General features: G+C 52.4%; 15 protein-coding genes and 2 pseudogenes. 15 read left to right on the forward strand and 2 right to left on the reverse strand.

Annotation, left to right across the window (positions count from 1 at the left end; translation table 11 throughout):
• Positions 1 to 410: pseudogene (locus E5987_RS01255) on the reverse strand (RNA-guided endonuclease InsQ/TnpB family protein); the annotation flags it as partial.
• Here E5987_RS01255 and tnpA point away from each other — a divergent pair.
• The 13 genes and pseudogenes from tnpA (at position 411) to E5987_RS01320 (ending at position 16,293) form a co-directional block, all read left to right on the forward strand.
• Positions 411 to 815: an IS200/IS605 family transposase gene (gene tnpA, locus E5987_RS13420; protein WP_160334271.1), complete on the forward strand. Its 405-nt coding sequence runs from the start codon at positions 411 to 413 to the stop codon at positions 813 to 815.
• An 87-nt stretch (positions 816 to 902) separates the two neighbouring features.
• Positions 903 to 1,610 carry a tRNA (adenosine(37)-N6)-threonylcarbamoyltransferase complex dimerization subunit type 1 TsaB gene (gene tsaB / locus E5987_RS01265; protein WP_160334272.1) on the forward strand — a complete coding sequence of 236 codons (708 nt, stop codon included), beginning with the start codon at positions 903 to 905 and terminating at the stop codon, positions 1,608 to 1,610.
• 9 nt (positions 1,611 to 1,619) lie between these two features.
• The gene (rimI, locus tag E5987_RS01270; RefSeq protein ID WP_160334273.1) at positions 1,620 to 2,072 is read left to right on the forward strand and encodes a ribosomal protein S18-alanine N-acetyltransferase; all 453 of its coding nucleotides are present in this window, start codon (positions 1,620 to 1,622) and stop codon (positions 2,070 to 2,072) included.
• A 4-nt stretch (positions 2,073 to 2,076) separates the two neighbouring features.
• Positions 2,077 to 3,039 carry a uracil-DNA glycosylase gene (locus tag E5987_RS01275; RefSeq protein ID WP_160334274.1) on the forward strand — a complete coding sequence of 321 codons (963 nt, stop codon included), beginning with the start codon at positions 2,077 to 2,079 and terminating at the stop codon, positions 3,037 to 3,039.
• Complete coding sequence (mfd, locus tag E5987_RS01280) at positions 3,017 to 6,493, forward strand: transcription-repair coupling factor (RefSeq protein ID WP_160334275.1); 3,477 nt, start codon at positions 3,017 to 3,019, stop codon at positions 6,491 to 6,493. Before E5987_RS01275 ends, mfd begins: the two co-directional genes overlap by 23 nt.
• Entirely contained in the window at positions 6,490 to 7,347 is an 858-nt protein-coding gene (gene serB / locus E5987_RS01285) for a phosphoserine phosphatase SerB (protein ID WP_160334276.1), read from the forward strand. The genes mfd and serB overlap by 4 nt, the downstream gene beginning before the upstream one ends.
• A 260-nt stretch (positions 7,348 to 7,607) precedes the next feature.
• Positions 7,608 to 9,098 (forward strand): lyase family protein, encoded by a 1,491-nt coding sequence (locus tag E5987_RS01290; protein ID WP_160334277.1) that lies wholly within the window; start codon positions 7,608 to 7,610, stop codon positions 9,096 to 9,098.
• A gap of 10 nt (positions 9,099 to 9,108) precedes the next feature.
• A complete protein-coding gene (dcuC, locus tag E5987_RS01295; protein ID WP_160334278.1) occupies positions 9,109 to 10,440 on the forward strand; it encodes a C4-dicarboxylate transporter DcuC in 1,332 nt (443 codons plus the stop codon).
• Positions 10,441 to 10,628: 188 nt separating this feature from the next.
• Entirely contained in the window at positions 10,629 to 12,389 is a 1,761-nt protein-coding gene (locus E5987_RS01300) for a sensor histidine kinase (protein ID WP_288319633.1), read from the forward strand.
• Positions 12,390 to 12,394: 5 nt separating this feature from the next.
• Positions 12,395 to 13,009 (forward strand): response regulator transcription factor, encoded by a 615-nt coding sequence (locus tag E5987_RS01305; RefSeq protein ID WP_160334279.1) that lies wholly within the window; start codon positions 12,395 to 12,397, stop codon positions 13,007 to 13,009.
• Positions 13,002 to 14,417, forward strand: a complete 1,416-nt coding sequence (locus E5987_RS01310; RefSeq protein WP_160334280.1) for an FAD-dependent oxidoreductase — start codon at positions 13,002 to 13,004, stop codon at positions 14,415 to 14,417. The genes E5987_RS01305 and E5987_RS01310 overlap by 8 nt, the downstream gene beginning before the upstream one ends.
• Positions 14,418 to 14,535: 118 nt before the next feature.
• Positions 14,536 to 15,945 (forward strand): annotated as a pseudogene (locus tag E5987_RS01315) (FAD-dependent oxidoreductase).
• A gap of 15 nt (positions 15,946 to 15,960) precedes the next feature.
• The gene (locus E5987_RS01320) at positions 15,961 to 16,293 is read left to right on the forward strand and encodes a cytochrome c3 family protein (RefSeq protein ID WP_160334281.1); all 333 of its coding nucleotides are present in this window, start codon (positions 15,961 to 15,963) and stop codon (positions 16,291 to 16,293) included.
• Positions 16,294 to 16,372: 79 nt separating this feature from the next.
• Here E5987_RS01320 and E5987_RS01325 read toward each other — a convergent pair whose 3' ends face one another.
• Positions 16,373 to 17,332: a LysR family transcriptional regulator gene (locus E5987_RS01325; protein ID WP_160334282.1), complete on the reverse strand. Its 960-nt coding sequence runs from the start codon at positions 17,330 to 17,332 to the stop codon at positions 16,373 to 16,375.
• A gap of 215 nt (positions 17,333 to 17,547) precedes the next feature.
• On the opposite strand from E5987_RS01325, the gene E5987_RS01330 reads away from it, so the two are divergent.
• A complete protein-coding gene (locus tag E5987_RS01330) occupies positions 17,548 to 18,915 on the forward strand; it encodes a TolC family protein (protein WP_160334283.1) in 1,368 nt (455 codons plus the stop codon).
• A gap of 5 nt (positions 18,916 to 18,920) precedes the next feature.
• The gene (locus tag E5987_RS01335; protein WP_160334284.1) at positions 18,921 to 19,991 is read left to right on the forward strand and encodes an HlyD family secretion protein; all 1,071 of its coding nucleotides are present in this window, start codon (positions 18,921 to 18,923) and stop codon (positions 19,989 to 19,991) included.
• The last annotated feature ends 2 nt before the right edge of the window (positions 19,992 to 19,993 follow it).

Below are 19,993 nucleotides of genomic sequence, written 5' to 3' on the forward strand. Positions count from 1 at the left end.
CCCGTGATTGTCAGTTGATAATCACGGATTTGATAGCCGTTGCGGCCGACATAGAACGTTCGATATCTCCTCCTATAGCCCGGTAGCCGAGGCTTCCCCTGAAACTTCTCAGGGTGCTTCGAGTATTCAACGGCCGCCTTGGAGAAACCTTTGAACTGTTTGGCTATGACTTGTCCTTGCCTCTGCGCGGAAGCCGCCGACGGCATGGCTCGATAGTCACTGCCGTATTGATGCCTGAGTTCAGTATCAAGTTCTTTGCGTGTCAGTACAGGCGCCTTTTCAAAGACACGATGTCTAAGCAGATAGACTGCGCAGTTGCCGAGCTTGCGCGACAATGAACAAAGCTTGTGGCAGGCTTGCCAGTTAGCATTGTTTTTACGAATAACGTGTCGCTCGACTTTTTGAATCATATGCAGTTATCTACCGGTTCTCATTGTGTTTTCAATCTCAAAGCTCATTTGATCTTCGTCGTAGCTTACCGACGAAAAGTTATTTCATCAACGATCTTGGAAAGGCTCAAAGAAATTTTTGCTGACTTGTGTCAACGGGATCAAGTCAGGTTTTTGGAGTGCTCTGGAGAAGAGGATCATGTTCATCTATTGATCTCTTACCCTCCGACAATTTGCCTTTCAAATCCGGTACGTAAACTAAAAACCATATCATCTCTGAAAATTCGTCAAGAATTCTTCAATCAGATTCGAAGGATGCTTTGGGGCAAACGCTTTTGGACAAAAAGTTACTGTGTAATATCAGTTGGAGACGGAGCAACAACTGCCATTATTGAGAGATATATCAAAAATCATCGGCTGAATTGACATTCGGCCGGCCGCTATCCATCCCGCGCTTACGCACGGAGAATTCCGCGGAATTCGTTAAAATAGACGCCAATAAGGAGTCGTTTTATGTGTGCTGCGATATTATGTTTGGAATCTTCGGGAACGCTTTGCTCAGCGGCGGTTTCCGGTTTCAATTCGGAAATCTTTATTCAGTCGGAAGTCGATCAGAAACATACCGAAGTATTTATCGGAATGATTCGCAGAGCGCTCGAATCCGCAGGCGGATCCGCCGATAAACTTGACGCGGTCGCCTTCGGCAACGGTCCGGGCGCCTTTACGGGCGTCCGCGTGGCGTGCGGCCTTGCACAAGGCATCGGCTGGGCGCTTAACCTGCCGCTTATTCCTATCGGAACCCTTACGGCGCTCGCCTACTGCCACCGCAATGTCATTGCCGACGGATGTCGACTGCTTTCGGCGATCGACGCGCGCATGCATGAAACTTACTGCGCGGCCTACCGCTATGAAAACGGCGAGTTTGTCGAAATCCTGGCTCCCTGCACCCGCAAGCCCGAAGAAATTACAGCGCTGTGCGACGACTACAGTATTGAATATGTCTGCGGTAACGCGTTTCGCGTATACGAAAAAGAAATCGGTTCGCTCGGCTCCGTAAAACTCCTTTCTGCAGAAGACGTGAACGCCTCCATGCTGATGCCGCTTGCGCAGCAGGCATTTGCCGAGGGCCGGCTCACAAGCGCGGAAAACGCCTCTCCCCTTTATGTCCGCGACCATGTCGCGATGACAATCAAAGAAAGAGAAGCCGGATTATTTCTCTAGGCAGACACAATGACGGACTTGTTTAAAGTTCTCCCGATGACGGCGGCGCACCTTGACGAGGTCGTCCGCATTGAAGCGCTCTCCTTTTACGAACCTTGGAGCAGCGCTTCCGTCGAATCCTCTTTAAATAAAGACGGATGCTTCGTCGCGGTAGATTCATCCGACACGGTTGTCGGATATTTGATCTTCAGCTATATCTTTGACGAAGGCGAACTTTTACGCATCGCGGTGCATCCTCTGCATAAACGCAAAGGCATCGCATCCCTTCTGATTCGTCAAATGCTTAATGAAGCGAAAGCGCGCAATATTAAACATTGGTTTCTTGAAGTGCGCGCAAGCAACTCTCCCGCCATCCGCATCTATGAGAAGTTCGGCTTTACCGTGATGGGACGAAGAAAAAGCTATTACAAAGGCCCGCACGGCAAAGAAGACGCCATAACCATGCACCTGAACGGAAGCTGACATCGTGCTCGATAAAAGAAAAACCGAACTCTGGAACGCCCTTAATCTCGGACCTCAATGGGTAGAAAGAGGTGAACTGCTCAGTCTCGCAGAGCAAGCGGAGGAGCCTGAAGCCGCTCCCGCGCTGACCGAAGCGCCAAAACCCGCGCCCGAGAATCGTGCGCCTGTACGCTCTGAAGCAGTGCAGAAAGATGCGCCGCAGGCAACTCTGCGTACCGCTTCCGCTCATAGCGTTCCGCGCGAAATGCCGCACCGCACGCCCCCTCAGCCTGTTCGTAAAGCGGCAGCTGAACCGCAGAACACTGCGCACGGCATGAACGACAGAAGCGTCTCCGCGGAAGGCTTTTCTTCTGAAAGACAGGAAAAAATTCTCCATGCGGATTGGACTGAGCTGAAACAATTGGTGCATGACTGCAAAGTCTGCGCGATCAGCCGTCAAAGAATTCAGCCGGTTTTCGGCGAGGGTGAACCGAAGCGGCGCCTGATGCTGATCGGCGAGGCGCCCGGTCGGGAAGAAGACAGTCAGGGTAAGCCTTTTGTCGGCCCCTCGGGAAAGCTGCTTGATCATATTCTGGAAGCCTGCGGACTCGATCGTCAAAAGGATCTCGGCATTTTCAATATGCTCAAATGTCGTCCGCCGATGAACGCGACGCCCGAAAAATCTGAAAAAATCGCCTGTCAGCCGTTCCTTGATCGGCAGATCGAGCTGATCGATCCTGATCTGATTGTCGCGATGGGCAAACCCGCCGCATCCCGCTTCTTTGGTGAAGCTAAGGCGCTTAACCCGCTGCGCGGCAAAGTACACGAATTTAATGTCGGGGGAAGAAACCGTAAAGTCATTGTGACTTTCCATCCGTCCTACCTGCTTCGCTCGCCCGGAGAAAAGCGCAAAGCATGGCTCGACTGGTGTCTTATCCTCGACACGCTGGAAGGTTTAACTTCAAATGTCGAAAGAAACAGCCTTTAACGCACTTCCCGTCGTCGGCAAGTCCGCCGCGGATCTGAACCCTAAAGAAAGATACAAAGAAAAAGCACCTGCAGGAAGCGCGCTAGCGCTTTCCGTCGCTCAGAACGGCGCCCGCCTGAAAGCTTCCGGTCGGCTTCTCACCGTCATTTGCTCCGATCCGGGAGATGTGATTCGTCTTGCCGAAGAAGTCCGCTGGTTCGATCCCTCACTTCGCCTGAGCGTTTTTCCGGATTGGGAGACTCTTCCCTACGACGTTCTCAGTCCGCATGCCGACTTGGTGGGCGAGCGGCTTCAGACCCTCTTTAAACTTCTCAACCGCCATTCCGTCAAGGATGGCGTCGATGTGCTGCTGATTTCCGCGAGCACCGCTTCTCAAAGGCTCTCGCCTCGGGAATTTATCGGCGCAACGACGTTCTTCTTCCAAAAGGGCCAGCGCGTTGATCCGACCGAACTTCGCAGAGATCTGGTCGCCCGCGGCTACGAGCATGTCTCTCAGGTGGTCGCGCAAGGTGAGTTCGCCGTTCGCGGAGGACTTCTTGACTTATTCCCGATGGGCGCCAAAAAGCCGTACCGACTGGATTTCTTTGACGACGAGATCGACGAAATCCGCATCTTTGATCCAGATAATCAGCGCTCAGTTGAAAAGGTCGATGAAATTCGTCTGCTTCCCGCGCACGAATTTCCGATGGACAAAGATGCGAGAAGCCGATTCTGCGGACGCTGGAGAGAAAAATTTGACGGCGATCCTTCTAAAGTTTCGCTCTACAAAGACATCGAAAACGGGATTGCGCCCGCCGGAATTGAGAACTATCTTCCGCTCTTTTTTGATAAGACGGAAACCCTCTTTGACTACATCGGCGAAGACTGCACTTTGATGCTGCTCGGAGATGTCAACGAAGCGATTATTCAGTTCGATAAAGAAACCGAGGAGCGCGCCCGTTTTCTTCGCGCTGACGGAGAACGCCCGCTTCTTGATTTGAAAGAGCTTTATCTGACGGCAACAGAATTCTTCGAACACGCGGGAGAATATCCGCGCTTAGTGCTTCTTGACGGACTGCACGAGGCGCCCGATCTTCCGAATGTTTCCATCGAAAGACGCAAGGAAGATCCGCTTGAAGGCCTTAGAGCCTACCGGGATCTTTCCAAGGTTCGAGGCTGCAGGCTCCTGATCATGGCCAATTCCGCAGGACGCCTCGAAACCATTTCCGAAGTCCTGAAAGAAAATCGACTTGCGATTCCTACCACGAAGAATTTCGAGTCTTTCCTTGAAAGCGGCAAGGACTTCGCGCTCTGCTACGGACCTCTCTATGACGGAATGCATCTTGAGGATCCGGCGATCTCCATTCTGACGGAAACCGAACTTTATGCGGGCAGCGAGCGTTCGGTCAGAAGAAAGCGCAGACGCACCGAACGCGAAAGCAACATCGACATGATGATCCGTGATCTGTCGGAGCTGAAAGTCGGTGATCCGGTGGTGCACTTGGAGCACGGCATCGGCCGCTATCGCGGTCTTTCCACAATGGATACGCCGGACGGCCCGGCTGAGTTCCTTCAGATCGATTATGCCAACGAAGCCAAGCTTTACGTTCCTGTCGCGCAGCTGCACTTAATTTCCAGATATTCGGGCTCGGATCCGGAAACCGCTCCGCTTCATTCGCTCGGACGCGGCGAGTGGGAAAAGGCTCGTAAGAAAGCCGCAAAACAGGTCCGTGATACTGCGGCCGAACTGCTCAATATCTATGCGCTGAGAGAGTCCCGCAAGGGTTTCGCCTTTAAGTTCAGTCTGGCCGATTACGAAGCATTTTCCGAGGCTTTCCCGTTTGAAGAAACCGCCGATCAGAGTGCTGCGATCCGAGCGGTTTATAAAGACATGATTTCCGATAATCCGATGGACAGACTCGTCTGCGGCGACGTCGGCTTCGGCAAGACTGAAGTCGCGCTGCGAGCGGCGTTCATGGCAGTTATGGGCGGCAAACAAGTCGCGGTTCTTTGTCCGACCACTCTGCTTGCTGAGCAGCACGCTCAGACATTTAAGGACCGCTTCGCGGATTTTCCGGTCCGCATCGCCGAACTCTCCCGCTTCCGCTCGACTAAGGAGACCCAGGCTGCGATCAACGGCCTGAAGGACGGCTCTATTGACATTGTGGTCGGCACGCACAAGATTCTTTCCGACAAGGTCGAATTCAAAGATCTCGGTTTAGTCGTCATTGATGAAGAACACAGATTTGGCGTGCGGCAGAAAGAGCAGCTGAAATCGCTTCGTTCGGAGGTGGACATTCTGACGCTGACCGCGACCCCGATACCGAGAACGCTTTCCATGTCGCTTGAAGGCATTCGCGACTTCTCTGTGATTGCGACGGCGCCGCAGAAACGTCTTGCGATCAAGACATTCGTTCAGCGCGAAAGCGACTCTCTGATTCGTGAGGCTGTGCTGCGTGAACTTAAACGCGGCGGTCAGGTCTATTTCCTGCATAACGAAGTGGAAACAATTGAGAACGCTCGGGCTCGACTCGAAAAACTGCTTCCCGAAGCTCGTATCGGCGTCGCCCACGGACAGATGAATGAGCGTGAACTTGAACGCGTCATGAGGGACTTCTATGCACAGCGTACCAATGTGCTTCTGTGCACGACCATTATTGAAACCGGCATCGACATCCCGAACGCCAACACGATCATCATGCACCGTGCGGATAAATTCGGTTTGGCGCAGCTGCATCAGCTGAGAGGCCGTGTCGGCCGCTCGCACCATCAGGCTTACGCGTATTTAATGACGCCGGGCGAAGGCGCAATTACCAAAAACGCCGGCAAGCGGCTTGAAGCGATTAAGGAAATGGAAGAACTCGGAAGCGGTTTCTATCTGGCGATGCATGACTTAGAAATCCGAGGAGCCGGCGAGGTCTTGGGAGAGCATCAAAGCGGGAGCATGACGGGTGTGGGCTTTGACCTCTACACCCAAATGCTTGACTCGGCGGTGACCGCGCTTAAAGAAGGACGTGAACCTGATCTGCTTTCGCCGCTGGAAGCGACCACGGAAATCAACCTGCACTCGCCTGCCCTGCTGCGTTCGGACTACGTGCCGGACGTCCATAACCGTCTGATGTTCTACAAGCGTCTTGCGCAGGTCAAGACACGTGAAGATCTGTACGAAATTCAGGAAGAAATCGTTGACCGCTACGGCAAACTGACCGAAGAGGCAAAGAATCTCATTCTTACCCATCGCATTCGTATTGAAGCTAAGCCGCTCGGCGTTAAAAAAATCGATGCGGCCGATGAAGCCATCATCATGACATTTGTGGATAACCCCAGTTTTGATCCTCAAAAATTCTTTTTCATGCTTCAAAAGAATAGAAATATGCGCATGATGGGACCGAATCGGTTACGATTAGAGGCTTATAACGAGACCCCTGATAAACGAGGGGATGCCATTCTCAGAATTCTCAAGGAGCTGACGTGAACCAGGATCTAGTTCTCCAAACCAAGATCGGACATGAAGAGACTCTGCAAAAATTTCTGCATACCATCGGCCGGAAGGGAGTCATAAAAGAGCCCTGCGCGGTTCGTCTTCAGCGAATGAATCGAGAGGAATTTGAGACGCGATGGGCAGGCAAATGCCGCGCGCTTCAAATCGACGCCAATTGGATTGAACCGAGTTTGAAGCTGAGTCAGTTCAAGCTTTTTGCGACCGATATGGATTCCACGTTTCTGAATCTGGAAACACTCGATGAGATGGCATCCTTTGTCGGCAAAGGCGAAGATGTCGCCAAAATTACCGAACTGGCGATGCAGGGCAAAATTCATAACTACGCTGAGAGTCTCACAGCCCGCGTCAAACTGCTCGCCGGCGCCGACGCCTCTATCGTGGATCGTCTGATTGATCGTCACATCAGGCCAAATCCCGGAGCGGAGAAACTGGTCTCTGCGCTTAAAGAAGCCGGAATTCCGATGCTTCTTGTCTCGGGCGGATTCAGCTGCGTCACGGAAGTGGTCAAAGCCCGCTACGGCTTTACACACGTCATCAGCAACGAACTTGAAATCATCGACGGTAAATTGACGGGCCGCGTGACCGGACCTTTCGGCACGCCGATTATTGACGGCCGCGGCAAGATTTCCTATGTGTCAGCCTACGCTCTGCAGCACGGCATTGAACTCTCCCAGCTCATCACGATGGGCGACGGCTCCAACGATATTCCGATGCTGGAGGCGGCCGGCCTTTCCATCGCCTGGCATGCCAAACCCAAGGTTCGTCCGCATGCGAAACAGGCGTTCGATTTCGCGCCGCTCTCCGGACTGCTCGCCCTTTTTAGTTAGTTCGCTTATTAAGGAATTTTTTCGATTCCTATCTTAGAATTTTCCCTTATATGATCAATTTTTGCACGAATATTCGTGTCAAATTTTAAATAAATAAAATCCTTTCATTCAATCTTTTGATTTATTTTCGAAGAACATCGACTGTTACAGTTAGAAATAGATCAATGATAATACAAGTATCCGTGCAAAATTAGAACGTCGCTTCTCCCGGCAAAGAATAGACTGTAAGCGTATTCAATACTCAATCACCGGGAGAAATAATGACTATTCGTGTGACGCCATGGGGACATGACGCATTTGACGCGACAAGCCCCGAAGCCAAGAAAAAAGACTGGGCTTATTGGCAGAACCGCATGAACCGAGCCTCGCTGGTTATGCTCGAGAGCGAGCGCATCATTGATCATGAGACCGCGGTCAAAATTGCACGCGCGCAGAAAAGAGCCGAAGGGATTCAGGATGAACCGGGCAGGGAACGCCTTACGGACATCATGCCTCTGGAAAAGCTTCTGATTGAGGCCTGCGGCGAATCCGCCACTCTGATCCACTCCGGACGCAGCCGTCAGGACATGTTCACTACGCTCAATCAGGCAAGACTGCGTCTGGCGGTTCTCGATTTCTATGACGCTTTCAATGCGCTTCGCACCCGACTGCTGAGAATTGCCAAAGACAACGTCGAGACTTACATCCCTGCCTACACCAACGGCGTTCAGGCGATGCCGATCACGCTTGCCTTCTATCTGTGCGGATTTTTGGAATCGTTCGAGCGCGACGCGAATCGTATCAATGAAGCTTATCAGCGTATCAACCGAAGCGCCCTTGGCGCTGCGGTTCTCGCCTGCTCGAGTTGGCCGCTCAACCGCGAGAAGCTTGCTTCGCTTTTAGGGTTTGACAGCCCCATAAAAAACGGTCTGGACGCCGCTCAGATCAGTCTCTTTGACGTACCGCTTGAAGCCGCCTCGATTTCCGCGAACGTGGCGATCCGCATCGGAGTGCTGATGCAGGACTTGGCTCAGCAGTATTCACAGACTCGGCCCTGGCTGCTGCTTGATCAGTCTGCTGCCTACGGCTCGTCCGCGATGCCGCAGAAGCGCAACCCGGGCGTCCTAAATAAAACCCGTGCGGTTGCCTCTGACGTGGTCGGCGCGATGCAGACATCTTTCCTTCGGGCGCACAACCTGCAGCTTGGCATGTACGACAATAAGGAAACGGTGCTTGAAGACTGTTCCGGCGTCTTTGTTAAGGGCGTTGAAATGCTTCAGCTGACCGATCTTGCCTTCTCTCAGCTTCGTGTGAACGCCAAACGCAGCCTGGAAGAATTAAATTCCGACTGGACCACAACGATGGCGCTTGCTGAAGCGCTGCAGAGAAAGTTCGGCCTTCCCTTTAGAATCGGCCACACCTTCGCCAGCGAAATCGTGACAGTCGCCCGTCAAAAAGAGCTTTATCCCGATAACTTCCCGTATGAGCTAGCCGCCGAGATCTTCGGTAAAGTCACAGAGCGTCTCGACGGAAAAGCGCAGGAATTCAAGCTCACGGAATCCCAGCTGCGCGAGGCGCTTTCTCCGGTACACGCGGTTAAAAATACAGTCGGAGCCGGTTCCCCTTCCCCCGAAAACGTTCGCAAATCTATTGAAGAGCTTGAAGAGCGCATCGCTTTAGACACCGACACCGTCAAGACCCTTCGTGACAAACTTCAGCAAAGTAACGAAATGCTGGATAAAGCCTTCGAAAACCTTCTCTCTCAACCCTAAGGAACTCATTATGATTTGGATTGGCTTAGCAATTGTTGTTCTAACTTTCTACCTCATTTATAAAAACTATGAAGCCCGTCTGGTGCTCGCCTGCTCCGGTTTAATCATGGCTTTCATCGGCCAGGTATTCGCGGGATCATCCACAACGGTGTCCGTCGCAGTAGACGCATTTGTCAAACAGCTCGTTAACGGCGGCTTGGTTCCGACTATTGTGACCGTCATGGGCTTTGGTTATGTCATGACGTATACCAAATGTTCAGATCATTTAGTCAACATGCTGGTTAAACCGCTGACACATGTACCGTTCATAGTCATCCCCGGCGCCGCGCTGATTACCTGGGTTCTCAACATCATTCTGCCGTCAGCGGCCGGTATTGCGGCCGCGGTCGGTGTTCTGCTGATTCCTGCACTGATCGCGCTCAAAGTTCGTCCTGTCATGGCGGCTGCCGCCGTGTTTGTCGGAACTTGGGGTTCAGTGGTCAGCCCGGGCCTGATGTTCAATCCGCAGATTGCTTCTATCGCTTTCAAAGCTAAAGAAATCCCGTCCGCTGACGCCATGATCGTGATTATGCAGGAAGCGCTTCCGTGCGCCGTGGGTGCCGTCGTCGCCGCGATCGTTCTTGCCGTGATCTGCGCGTTCTTAAAGGAAGGCGTGGGCTCGACAGAGATCACCAAAGAGTTGCCCGAAGGCGAAGAAATTCAGAAAGATTTCAAAGTTAATCCGATCAAAGCGATTGTTCCGATTATTCCGCTCGCGCTTCTGGTCCTTGCGTCCAAGCAGGTCGGTCTTCTTCCGACTAAAGCGTTCTCCGTTCCGGTCTGCATGCTGATCGGTACCGCAATCGGCATCGTTGTCGCGATCTTTAATAAGCAGAAAGTCGGCGACGTCTCCAAGCGTTTCTGCCGCGGTGCCGGCGACGGCTTCTGTGATGTCGTGATCCTGATCGCCGCTGCCGCGCTCTTTGCCGCCGGCATGAAGTCGATCGGTTTAACCGGCACGCTCGTTGACGCCATGAAAGGTTCTCAGTCGGTCGCCATGTTCGCCGCCGCTGTCGGTCCCTTTGTTATGGCCGCGATCTGCGGTTCCGGCAATGCCGCTGCACTTGCCTTTAACGAAGCCATTACTCCGAACGCGGCTGATTTCGGTCTGACCGTCGTTCAGCTCGGCGCAGTCGCTCAGATTGCCGCGGGCCTTGGCCGCACAATGTCTCCGGTCGCAGGCGGCGTCATCATTCTCGCAGGTATCGCCGGCGTGAATCCGATGGAAATCGTCAAACGCACAGCGATCCCGGTCATTCTCGCACTGGTTGTTGTAACCGTCTTAATGTTCATCCTGAACTAATAGGCCCTTCCCCCGGGCGGCTTCGGCCGCCCATTTTTTTATCTGCGCGTTCCTGACACTCAGTATTCTTTCGACTTTTGGAATTACCGTTTATTTGCTAATCCTCTCGGGTAAAAACCTCTCTATGCACCCACCCGAGAATATGTAACAATGGCCCAAAAAATTTAAAAATGATGAAGTGGTCAACGGTGAACAGAGTTAGAAAGATATTTAACGCTGCAGCCTCTGTGTTCGCAGCGCTGACCTTTTGTACCTACGCTCATGCCGATGAGATCAAAATCGGCATCATTGACTCTTTCAATCCGGGCCTGTTTTCAGAAACACTCAGCCCGACATTGGATTATCTAAACCAAAAACTTCCGCAGCATCAGTTCAAATTTGTTCCGGTGAATTCGATCAATCCAGCCGAAGATCTCAAAAGGCAGGATGTCAGTTTCTTTATCTGCTCTGCAGGAACATTTCACGAGCTCAGTCTCCTGCAGGGTGCGATGCACATCGCGACTAGAAAGACCGTCCTCTCTGAGGATCCGTCTGCATCCGAAGCAAGTACGTTTGTGACGCTCGCCGATCGAAAAGATCTGGACTCCCTGGCGTCGCTGAAAGGAAAGACCGTTGTCGCCTCTCAGCCGAACTCCTTTGACGGCTGGCTCATCGCACTCCATGAAATACATAAGCTCGGCTTTAACCCAGACAACTTTTTCTCAAAAGCCCTCTTCTCGCATTTTCAATTTCCGGACGCGCTGATGGCGCTCGTCGAAAGGAAAGCGGATGTCGCGATCTTATCAGCCTGCCTGCTTGAGAAAATGGCGGATGAAGGCCTGCTGGACCAAAGCGAATTCAAGGTTGTCGCGCCAAAATCCAATACAACACTTCATTGCGCGCATTCAACGGATCTCTATCCCGGCATTGTCTTTGCCTCCGTGGAACAGACCTCTCCGAAATTGGCCTGGGAAGTAACTTCCGCACTCATTTCCATAGGAGCGACCAACGACTACGAATGGACGATTGCCAACCGCTTCTCCAAAGTCAGCGACTTGTATCGCGACCTTCAGATCGGTCCCTACGCTTATCTCAAAGACTGGAGCCTAAACGGAGTCATCAGCCGCTTCGGAACAGAGATCGGAGTCGCCGCTTTACTGCTTCTCATGCTCATCGGCAACTGGTTCTATCTCAGAAGGACCGTTGCCAAACGGACGGCTCAGGTCAAGCGAACGCTTGAAAGACAAATTCAGCTGGAAAAAGAGCAGCGCGAATCCAGACTCCGACTCGCTCAGCTGGAAAAATTCGGCGTGATCTCCCAGATGTCCGGGATGCTGGCTCACGAATGCCAGCAGCCGCTGATGGCGATCAACAACTACTTGGCAGGCCTCAAGTATCACCTCCAAAAAGAAGGCCGCTCGGACGCGCTGACCGCAAAAGCCATCTCAAATCTGGAATCCAACAGCGAGAGGATCGGCGACATCATCATCCGCGTGCGCAATTACGCCAAACGCAAACGCGGCACACTCAAAAGATGCGATTTAACTCAGATCGCAGAAAGCGCACTTACCGTTCTCGCTTCAGGACAGTACAAAAATATTCCGATTAAATACCAGGGACCCCAACACGCTTATGTCAGCGGCGAACCTCTGGAACTGGAACTGCTGATGATCAATCTGATGCGCAACGCCTGCAGCGCCGCAGAATCTCAAAGTCAGCCGGCCGTTTCTCTTACGATTACCGACGCCGACACCGATCAATTTTGTATTGAGGTGGAAGACAACGGCCCGGCGCTCGACGATGCCGGATTTGCCAGACTTAAATCTCTTGGCGACAGCATTAAGCCCAACGGAATGGGCATCGGTCTTTCTCTTGTGAGAGGAATCGCGGACAGTCACGGCGGCACGCTGGAATTCAGCCGCCTTCAGCCAAACGGCATAAGCGCGAAGTTCACCATTGAAAATGGATAAGGAAAATGAAGCACCCGCTGGTTAGAATTATTGACGACGACGCAGACGCTCGAAGCTCCACCTCGTTCTTCCTCAGCGTGATGGGCTGGGAAATCAAAGAATACGAAAGCGCCGTTCACTTCCTTGAAACCGACGATCTTTCAAGACCGGGCTGTCTGGTGCTTGATGTGCGTATGCCTGAGATGACAGGCATGGAGCTGCAGGTCAAATTAAATCAAAAGGACTGCCGCCTTCCTATCATCTTTCTATCAGGTCATGGAGATTTGGATATGGCGGTGCACGCGCTCAAGCGCGGCGCCTCTGACTTCCTTGAAAAAACTTCCAAACCCGAGCGGCTTCAGGCTGCCGTCTGCAAAGCGGTCAAAGAAAGTGTTGCACTGACAGAAAGCATCGAATCCCGCGAGAAGCTGAAATCGGTCTTTGAGTCTCTAACGCCAAGAGAAAAAGAGGTTGCACTGCGTGTAGCTAAAGGGGAACTCAATAAGATCATTGCTTATGACTTAGGCATTAGCGAGCGTACGGTAAAGATGCATCGCTCAAACGTCTGCGCAAAACTTAATGTGGCCTCAGCCGTGGAGCTGGCAGCCTTCCTTAACGAACTGCAGGTATCGTATGAATAGACGCTTTTTTCTTTTGGGCTCGCTGCTGCTGAGCTACGTTCCTACGCTTTCAGCCGCATCTGAAAAAGAATACAGTCTGATCATCATCGGGTCCGGCGCCGCAGGGCTTTCCGCTGCGGCCGCTGCCGCGGAAACCGGTTTAAAAGATATCCTTGTCATTGAAAAAGCTCCCTTCATCGGCGGACACACCGCGCTCTCGGGCGGAAGCGTCAACGCCGTGGATCCGGAAATGCAGCTGCGCCAAGGCATTAAAGACAGTCCCGAATTATGGGAGCAGCAGATTCTTGAAACCGGCGCATATCGTAACGACCCGGCACTGGTAAGAACGCTTGTCAGCAATGCCTACCCAACTTTCCAATGGCTCTCCGGACTTGGAATCCCTTTCCAGGAAGAGGTTTTTGAAGCCTGGTCCGGCAAGCATAAACGAGCGCATTCTGCCGGATCCAAACGGAACGGCATGCTGTATCTGCGCACCCTCAATCGCCATGCCCGGGATTTGGGCGTGCAGATGCTGCTCAACACCAAAGCTGAACGCCTGATTTTTGAGGATGGAAGAGTCCAAGGCATCAGCGTCATTGATAAAAACAAGCGGCAGAGACTGATTCGAGCTAAAGCGGTCCTTATCGCAACCGGAGGCTTTACCGGGAACATTTCCATGCGGATGCGCTACGACCAGAGGCTCGACGGCAACATCCGCAGTACCGCCGATCCCAACGGAACAGGATACGACAGCGCATCCGGTGACGGCATTCTTATGGCTGAGACAATCGGCGCGAAAACCGTGGATATGGATGCGATACAGCTCATTCCGCTTCAGGGCGGCCGCCTTCTTGACTACGTCGGAGGCGACATCTTCCTTGATTCATCCGGAAAAAGATTTGTGGATGAAAGCGCTGAAGTGCGCTTTGTCTCGGAAGCGTTTCTGAATCTTCCCGACCGCGTCATGTGGGTGGTGACTGACGCTCAGTCAACCAAGAATTCCGGCTTAGAAGCAAAACTTCTGACGGGCGTTGTCGACACAGCGGGCAGCATCCAAGAACTTGCGGACAAAATGGGTGTCGACCGCGCAGTCCTGAAATACACGATTGACCGCTACAACAAGTTTGCTGAACAAGGAAGGGACGAGGACTTCGGTAAAACCACATTTACTCAGAAAATCGAGAAACCGCCCTTTTATTTCGGAAAAGAACGCTTTGACGCGCACTTCAGCTGCGGCGGTCTCAAAATCAATCCTTCAGCCCAAGTCCTGGATCAGGCGGACCGTCCGATTAAAAACCTTTATGCGGCAGGCGAAGTCACGGGCGGTATCCATGGCGCGGATCGCTTAGGAGGCGACTCGCTAATCTCCTGCTTTGTGTTTGGCCGAATCGCCGGACTCAAAATCGCCGAAGAACTCAATCGGCGATAACGAGTATGCACCTTGGTGCATATGCACGAAGGTACATTATAGCCAAAAGCCGGACACGACAAAATATCCATCAACAAGGTTTCACTTTTAAAACTCAACTTCTTGATGGAGATTAAAAATGCAGAAAATTATCGTTGCTTCCGCTTTAGCACTCGCAGTTTCCGCCGCTTGGGCCGACCAAACTGTTCAGGCTGACGTTGTCATCGTCGGCGCGGGCGGTGCCGGTTTCTCAGCCGCCGTCTCCGCTGCCGAAGCCGGTGCAAAAAACATTGTTCTTCTTGAAAAGAATCCTGTTGTCGGCGGCCATACCGTCATCTCCGGCGGTTCCGTGAACGCGGTTGACCACGAACGTCAGAAAGCGCTCGGCATTGAAGACTCCGCAGAAAAGATGGCTGCTCAGACAATGAAAGCCGGCGACTTCCGCGCCAATCCCGAACTGGTTAAAACACTTGCCGACAATTCCGAAGCGGCCATTAAATGGATGGAAAAACTCGGCGTACAGTGGAACCCGCGTGTCTTCGAAGCTTGGGGCGGCCTCTTCGCTCGTTCTCACAACTCCGGAGACAAGAACGCCGGACACGATTACATCCGCGTTCTCAACAAAGCAGCTAAAGAACACGGTGTATAGGTTAAGACCAATACACGCGCAATTGAGCTGATCCGCAAAGACGACAAATCTCCGGTTGAAGGCGTCGTCGCTCAGACAAAGAACGGCGAAAAGATTACTTATCAGGCCAAAGCAGTTGTTCTGGCAACCGGCGGCTTCACCGCGAACGTTCCGATGCGTATGCGCTATGACAGACGCTTAGACGCCTCCTTCAAAACAACCGCCAACCCGACCGGCAAATCCTTTGACGGCTCTACCGGTGACGGTATCAACATGGCTACAAAGATCGGCGCTGATACTGACGGCATGAACTACATCCAGCTGATTCCGTTCGTCGGCGGCCGCTGCATCGACTACGTAGGCGGTGACATCTTCGTAGATCCTCAGGGCAAGCGCTTCGTCAATGAAGGCGGAAGACGCGACGCCATCGCTGACGCTGTTCTCGCTCTTCCCGGCAGAACAATGTGGGTCATCACGGACGACCAGTCTCTGAAGGGCGCCTCCGTTGAAGGCAAGCTGAAGAAAGGCATCGTCTTTAAGGCCGACACCGTCGAAGAAATGGCTCAGAAGATGGGCGTTGATCCGAAGGTTCTTCAGGCCACACTCGACCGCTACAACGAATTTGCAGCCAAGAAGGAAGACCCGGACTTCGGCAAGACCACATTCACTCAGCTCATCAACAAGCCGCCGTATTTCTTCGGTAAAGAAACTCAGGACGTTCACTTCTCCTGCGGCGGTCTCAGAATCACACCGAACGCTGAAGTTGTGGATGTGAACGGCAAAGTCATTCCGGGCCTCTACGCAGCCGGCGAAACCACCGGCGGTATCCACGGTACGAACCGTGCCGGCGGCAACGCTCTGATTGGCAACTTCGTATTCGGCCGCATCGCCGGTCAGCAGGCAGCAAATCTCGCTAAATAATCTGTGGAGGCCTATATGAAATTATCACCCCTATTTATAGGCCTCGCCGCAGCTGCTCTGTTCTCATTCAGCTTCGCTGAGGCGGCAGGAGTCGCTGAAAAGCACGCGGCGAAGAATATGCCCTGCACGGTCTGCCACCAGGCTCCGACAGGCGGTCAGGATGTGGAATACACAAAATGCGTTCAGTGCCACAACCCGGATCAGCTGAAAGCGGCAGGCGAAAAGATTAAGCCTAAGTTTGACGGTCTGAATCCGCATGCACCGCACTTCGAAGATCTGAGCTGCTTGGAGTGCCACAAAGGTCATGCGCCGCAGGAAAACTTCTGCGCCGGCTGCCACGGCAAGTAATTCGGATTTAGTTTTTTGATAGTTCTCCTTGGGTCGGCCCGAAACACAAAGTTTCGGGCCGTTTTTTTCGGAGAAAAAACTACACAATAAAAGAATATTTTTCCTGCAGACGACGCTTCTGCTCGCCTTCGATTTCTCTTCGTCTGCGAACATAAAAATCGATAAACATCTGCACGCGGCGAAGTTTAGAGGCGGCAAGCGTTGCGCCGATATAGTTGTCCAAATTAGGAATGCGCCAGCCGTTAAGCACGGGAACCAGCTTGCCTTCCATAATCTCGTCAAAACAGTGATGCAGCGGCATATCAAGCACAATGCCGCAGCCTTCCACCGCCGCGGTTTTTGCAAGCAGGATGTTGTTGAACCGAATCATGGATTTCCAGCGGAATGTCTGAACACGGCCGTTCTTCTCCATCACATCCGAGTGCGGTCGAACGCGGCCCGTGTAGATGACGCCCGAATGATTGACAAGTTCTTCGGGAGAAGTCGGAGAGCCCGCTTCTTTAAGATATTTGGGAGAGGCGCACGGCACAAAAAGCGATCTGGTGACCCAGTTCTCCACAAGATTGGCACTGTTGACCGGACCGTAATAAAGCATGAGATCGGTCTGACCGCCCATGAACGCTTTAGGATCATCATCTCCGATCACGTCAAAGGAAACCTGCGGATGGCGCTTTTGGAATTCCGCAATCAAAGGCACAACCTGAGTCTGCAGAAATCCCGGCATCGCACCAAACCGAATGCCGCCTTTATCTGAGTCCGCGTTTTCTCTCTCGGCTTCCAGCGCCTTTCTGATGTCCGAAATCATCGGCTCAATCTTTGCGCGAAGCTCCAGAGCGGCCATTGTCGGTTCAAGCTTCCTGCCCTGTCGCTCTAAAAGCCGATGCCCGGTCTCTTCCTCGAGCGAAGAAATCAATCGCGAAAGACGGCTTCTCTGGATGGAATTCATATCTGCCACCCGTGTGATCGAACCTTCGTCCATAACCTTGAAAACCAGTTCCCAAAGACCGAGGTGCAGACTTTTCCATTGATTTGAAAGCATGAAGAGAATCCTTAATCCACCGATGAGCCTTAATGTGTATTTGGACGGCAAACTAATTTAGCCTGCGAAGCGCCCGTATCGGACAATTTTAAAACAATTGAATTTAGAATACAGATAGCCTATGGGGCGGAGGAAGCCTTGCTTTTCTCCTCCTTTAAGGTGAAACATAAATAACCGGGATGACCTTCATATCCTGACGACAGATACTCATACAAATGTTTAAGACAAAGATCTGCACCTGTCTTCTGCTTGCACTCGCGGCGGCTGACTTCGCTTCGGCAGCAATGCCGCTCAGTTTCACAGTCGCAAGAGACTGGCTGTACGAACGCAGCGACAAAATCAAGTCGAGCGAAGCCAATGTTCAGAGTAAGCAGGAAACTCAGAAATCGCTCGAAATGCTCGGCGGTCCGACAGTAACTGTTCAGGCCTTCCAAATCGCTGGGCAGAAGAAAATCGACATTAACACGCAAGTCCCTTCACCGATTCCGCTGCCCGGTCTGACATCATTCAATGTCGGCCTTCATGAAAAAATGTCGCTGAACGGTCCAAGAGCGTCTGCGACAGCGACTTGGCCGATTTACACGGGCGGTAAGATCTCCGCGGCACAGGAAGCAAGCAAATACGCGGTCGATGAAGCGATGGCTCAGAAACGAGCCGATGTTGAAGATTTAGATGCTCAGCTTGCGGGCTACTACTTCGGCACACAGCTTGCGGTTTCCATCGAGAAACTCCAAAAAGACATGCTGGCTCATCAGGATCAGGAACTTGCGAAAGCCAAAAAGTTTGAAAAACAGGGCATGATCAGCAAGATTGAGCGTATGTCCGTACAGGTTCAGAGAGACAATCGTCATCGCGAATACCTGAAAGCCAAAGACAACGCTAAAGTCGCCAAACTGCAGCTTGCGAGACTGCTCAGAGATGACGACTTCGGGGATCTCTCAACACCTCTGTTTGTCTTGAACGTTCCGCTTCAGCCGCTTAAATACTGGGTGGATACAGCTCTTGCGGCCAACCCTCAGATTGCCGTCATTCAGGCCAAAGCCGATCAGGCAAGCGAAGGCGTCAAAGCTCAGAAAGGCGCATGGCACCCTCAGGTGTTCGCATTTGGCACTTATAACTTCATCAAACACTATCAGACGCTTGTCGAACCGAACTGGATCGCGGGTATCGGCGTCAATTTCACGCTTTGGGACGCTAAGGACAGACGAGCGAGCATCCGAAGCGCCGAGGCGACGGTTCGCCAGGCTGAAGCCGGCAAAGCCGAAGCCATCAATCAGGTAAGAACCGGTGTTGAAGTCGCATGGCTTAAAACTAAGAACGCGATTGAGCAGTACAAACTCAGCGCTTCAACCGTCAAACTTGCGAGCGAAAACCTTCGCCTGAAGTCCAAGAGTTTCGGCGAGGGACTTGCGACCGCGCTCGATGTCAACGAAGCGCGCAATCAGCTTCTGCAGGCAGAAGTCGGCCGACGTCTCGCCGCCTTTGAATTTGTCTCCAATTACGCCATGCTGCACGCGATCGCGGGACAAATGAGTGAATTTATGAACGCCGTTAACAACCGTCAAGTCATTATCGAACAGTAATCGTTATGTCAGAGTCCACGAACAAACCCTCTCCCGCTCATAATCAAGCGGCGGCGCAGACGGATCAAAATGCTGATCTCAAAGTATCCAATAAGTCAAAGATCGGCATTCTCCTTCTGCTCATTTTGCTTTCCGCACTGATAATTTTCCTGGTGTACGGCGTCTATCGTGCGGCCTTTCCGCCTCTTCCGCCACTACAAGGACAAATGGAATCAAGAACGGTCACCGTCGCATCAAAAGTTCCCGGACGCGTTGCGAAAGTTCTCGTGAAGGAAGGAGACACTGTGGCCGCGGGGCAGCCGGTCGCAGAAATGCATCTGCCTGAACTTGAAGCCAAACTTCAGCAGCTCGAAGCTCAGAAACGCGCCGCTCAGGCCAAACAGAGCCTTGTTGACGAAGGCGCCCGTCCTCAGGAAAAAGAAGCCGCTAAGGCTCAATGGGAAAGAGCTCAGGCCGCGGCCGACTTAGCGCTTAAAACATACAACCGAATTTCCGCCCTTTACAAGGACGGTCTGGTGTCCAAACAGAAGTACGACGAAGTTCAAACCAACTGGAAAGCGGCAAGCCAGCAGGCCAATGCCGCCAAGCAACAGTACGAAATCGCTCTGATCGGTGCAAGAGAACAGGAAAAGTCCGCTGTATCGGATCTGACCGCGGAAGCACAGGCCGGCGTCAAACAAGTTGAATCCCTCACCGCTGACAAAACACTTTACGCGCCAATCGGTGCAGAAGTCGATAAGGTCATACTGATCGAAGGCGAAATCGCCGCAGCGGGTTTCCCGGTCGTGACCCTGGTTGATCTGAACGATCAATGGGCAAGCTTCAACATTCGCGAAGAAAACATGCCCGACATCAAGATCGGCAAGGTCTTTAAAGCGTATGTCCCTGCGCTTGGCGACGAAAAAATCGACTACGAAATTTATTACATCAGTCCGCGGGCCAATTACGCCACATGGAGAAGCACACGCATGGACTCGGGCTACGACATGAAGACTTTTGAAGTCAGAGCCCGCCCTCTTAAAAAAGTCGAGGGACTGCGTCCCGGCATGAGTGTTCTTGTAGACGATTACAAGTAGAT

The organism is Parasutterella muris, assembly GCF_009767915.1.
Classification (GTDB): Bacteria; Pseudomonadota; Gammaproteobacteria; order Burkholderiales; family Burkholderiaceae_F; genus Parasutterella; species Parasutterella muris.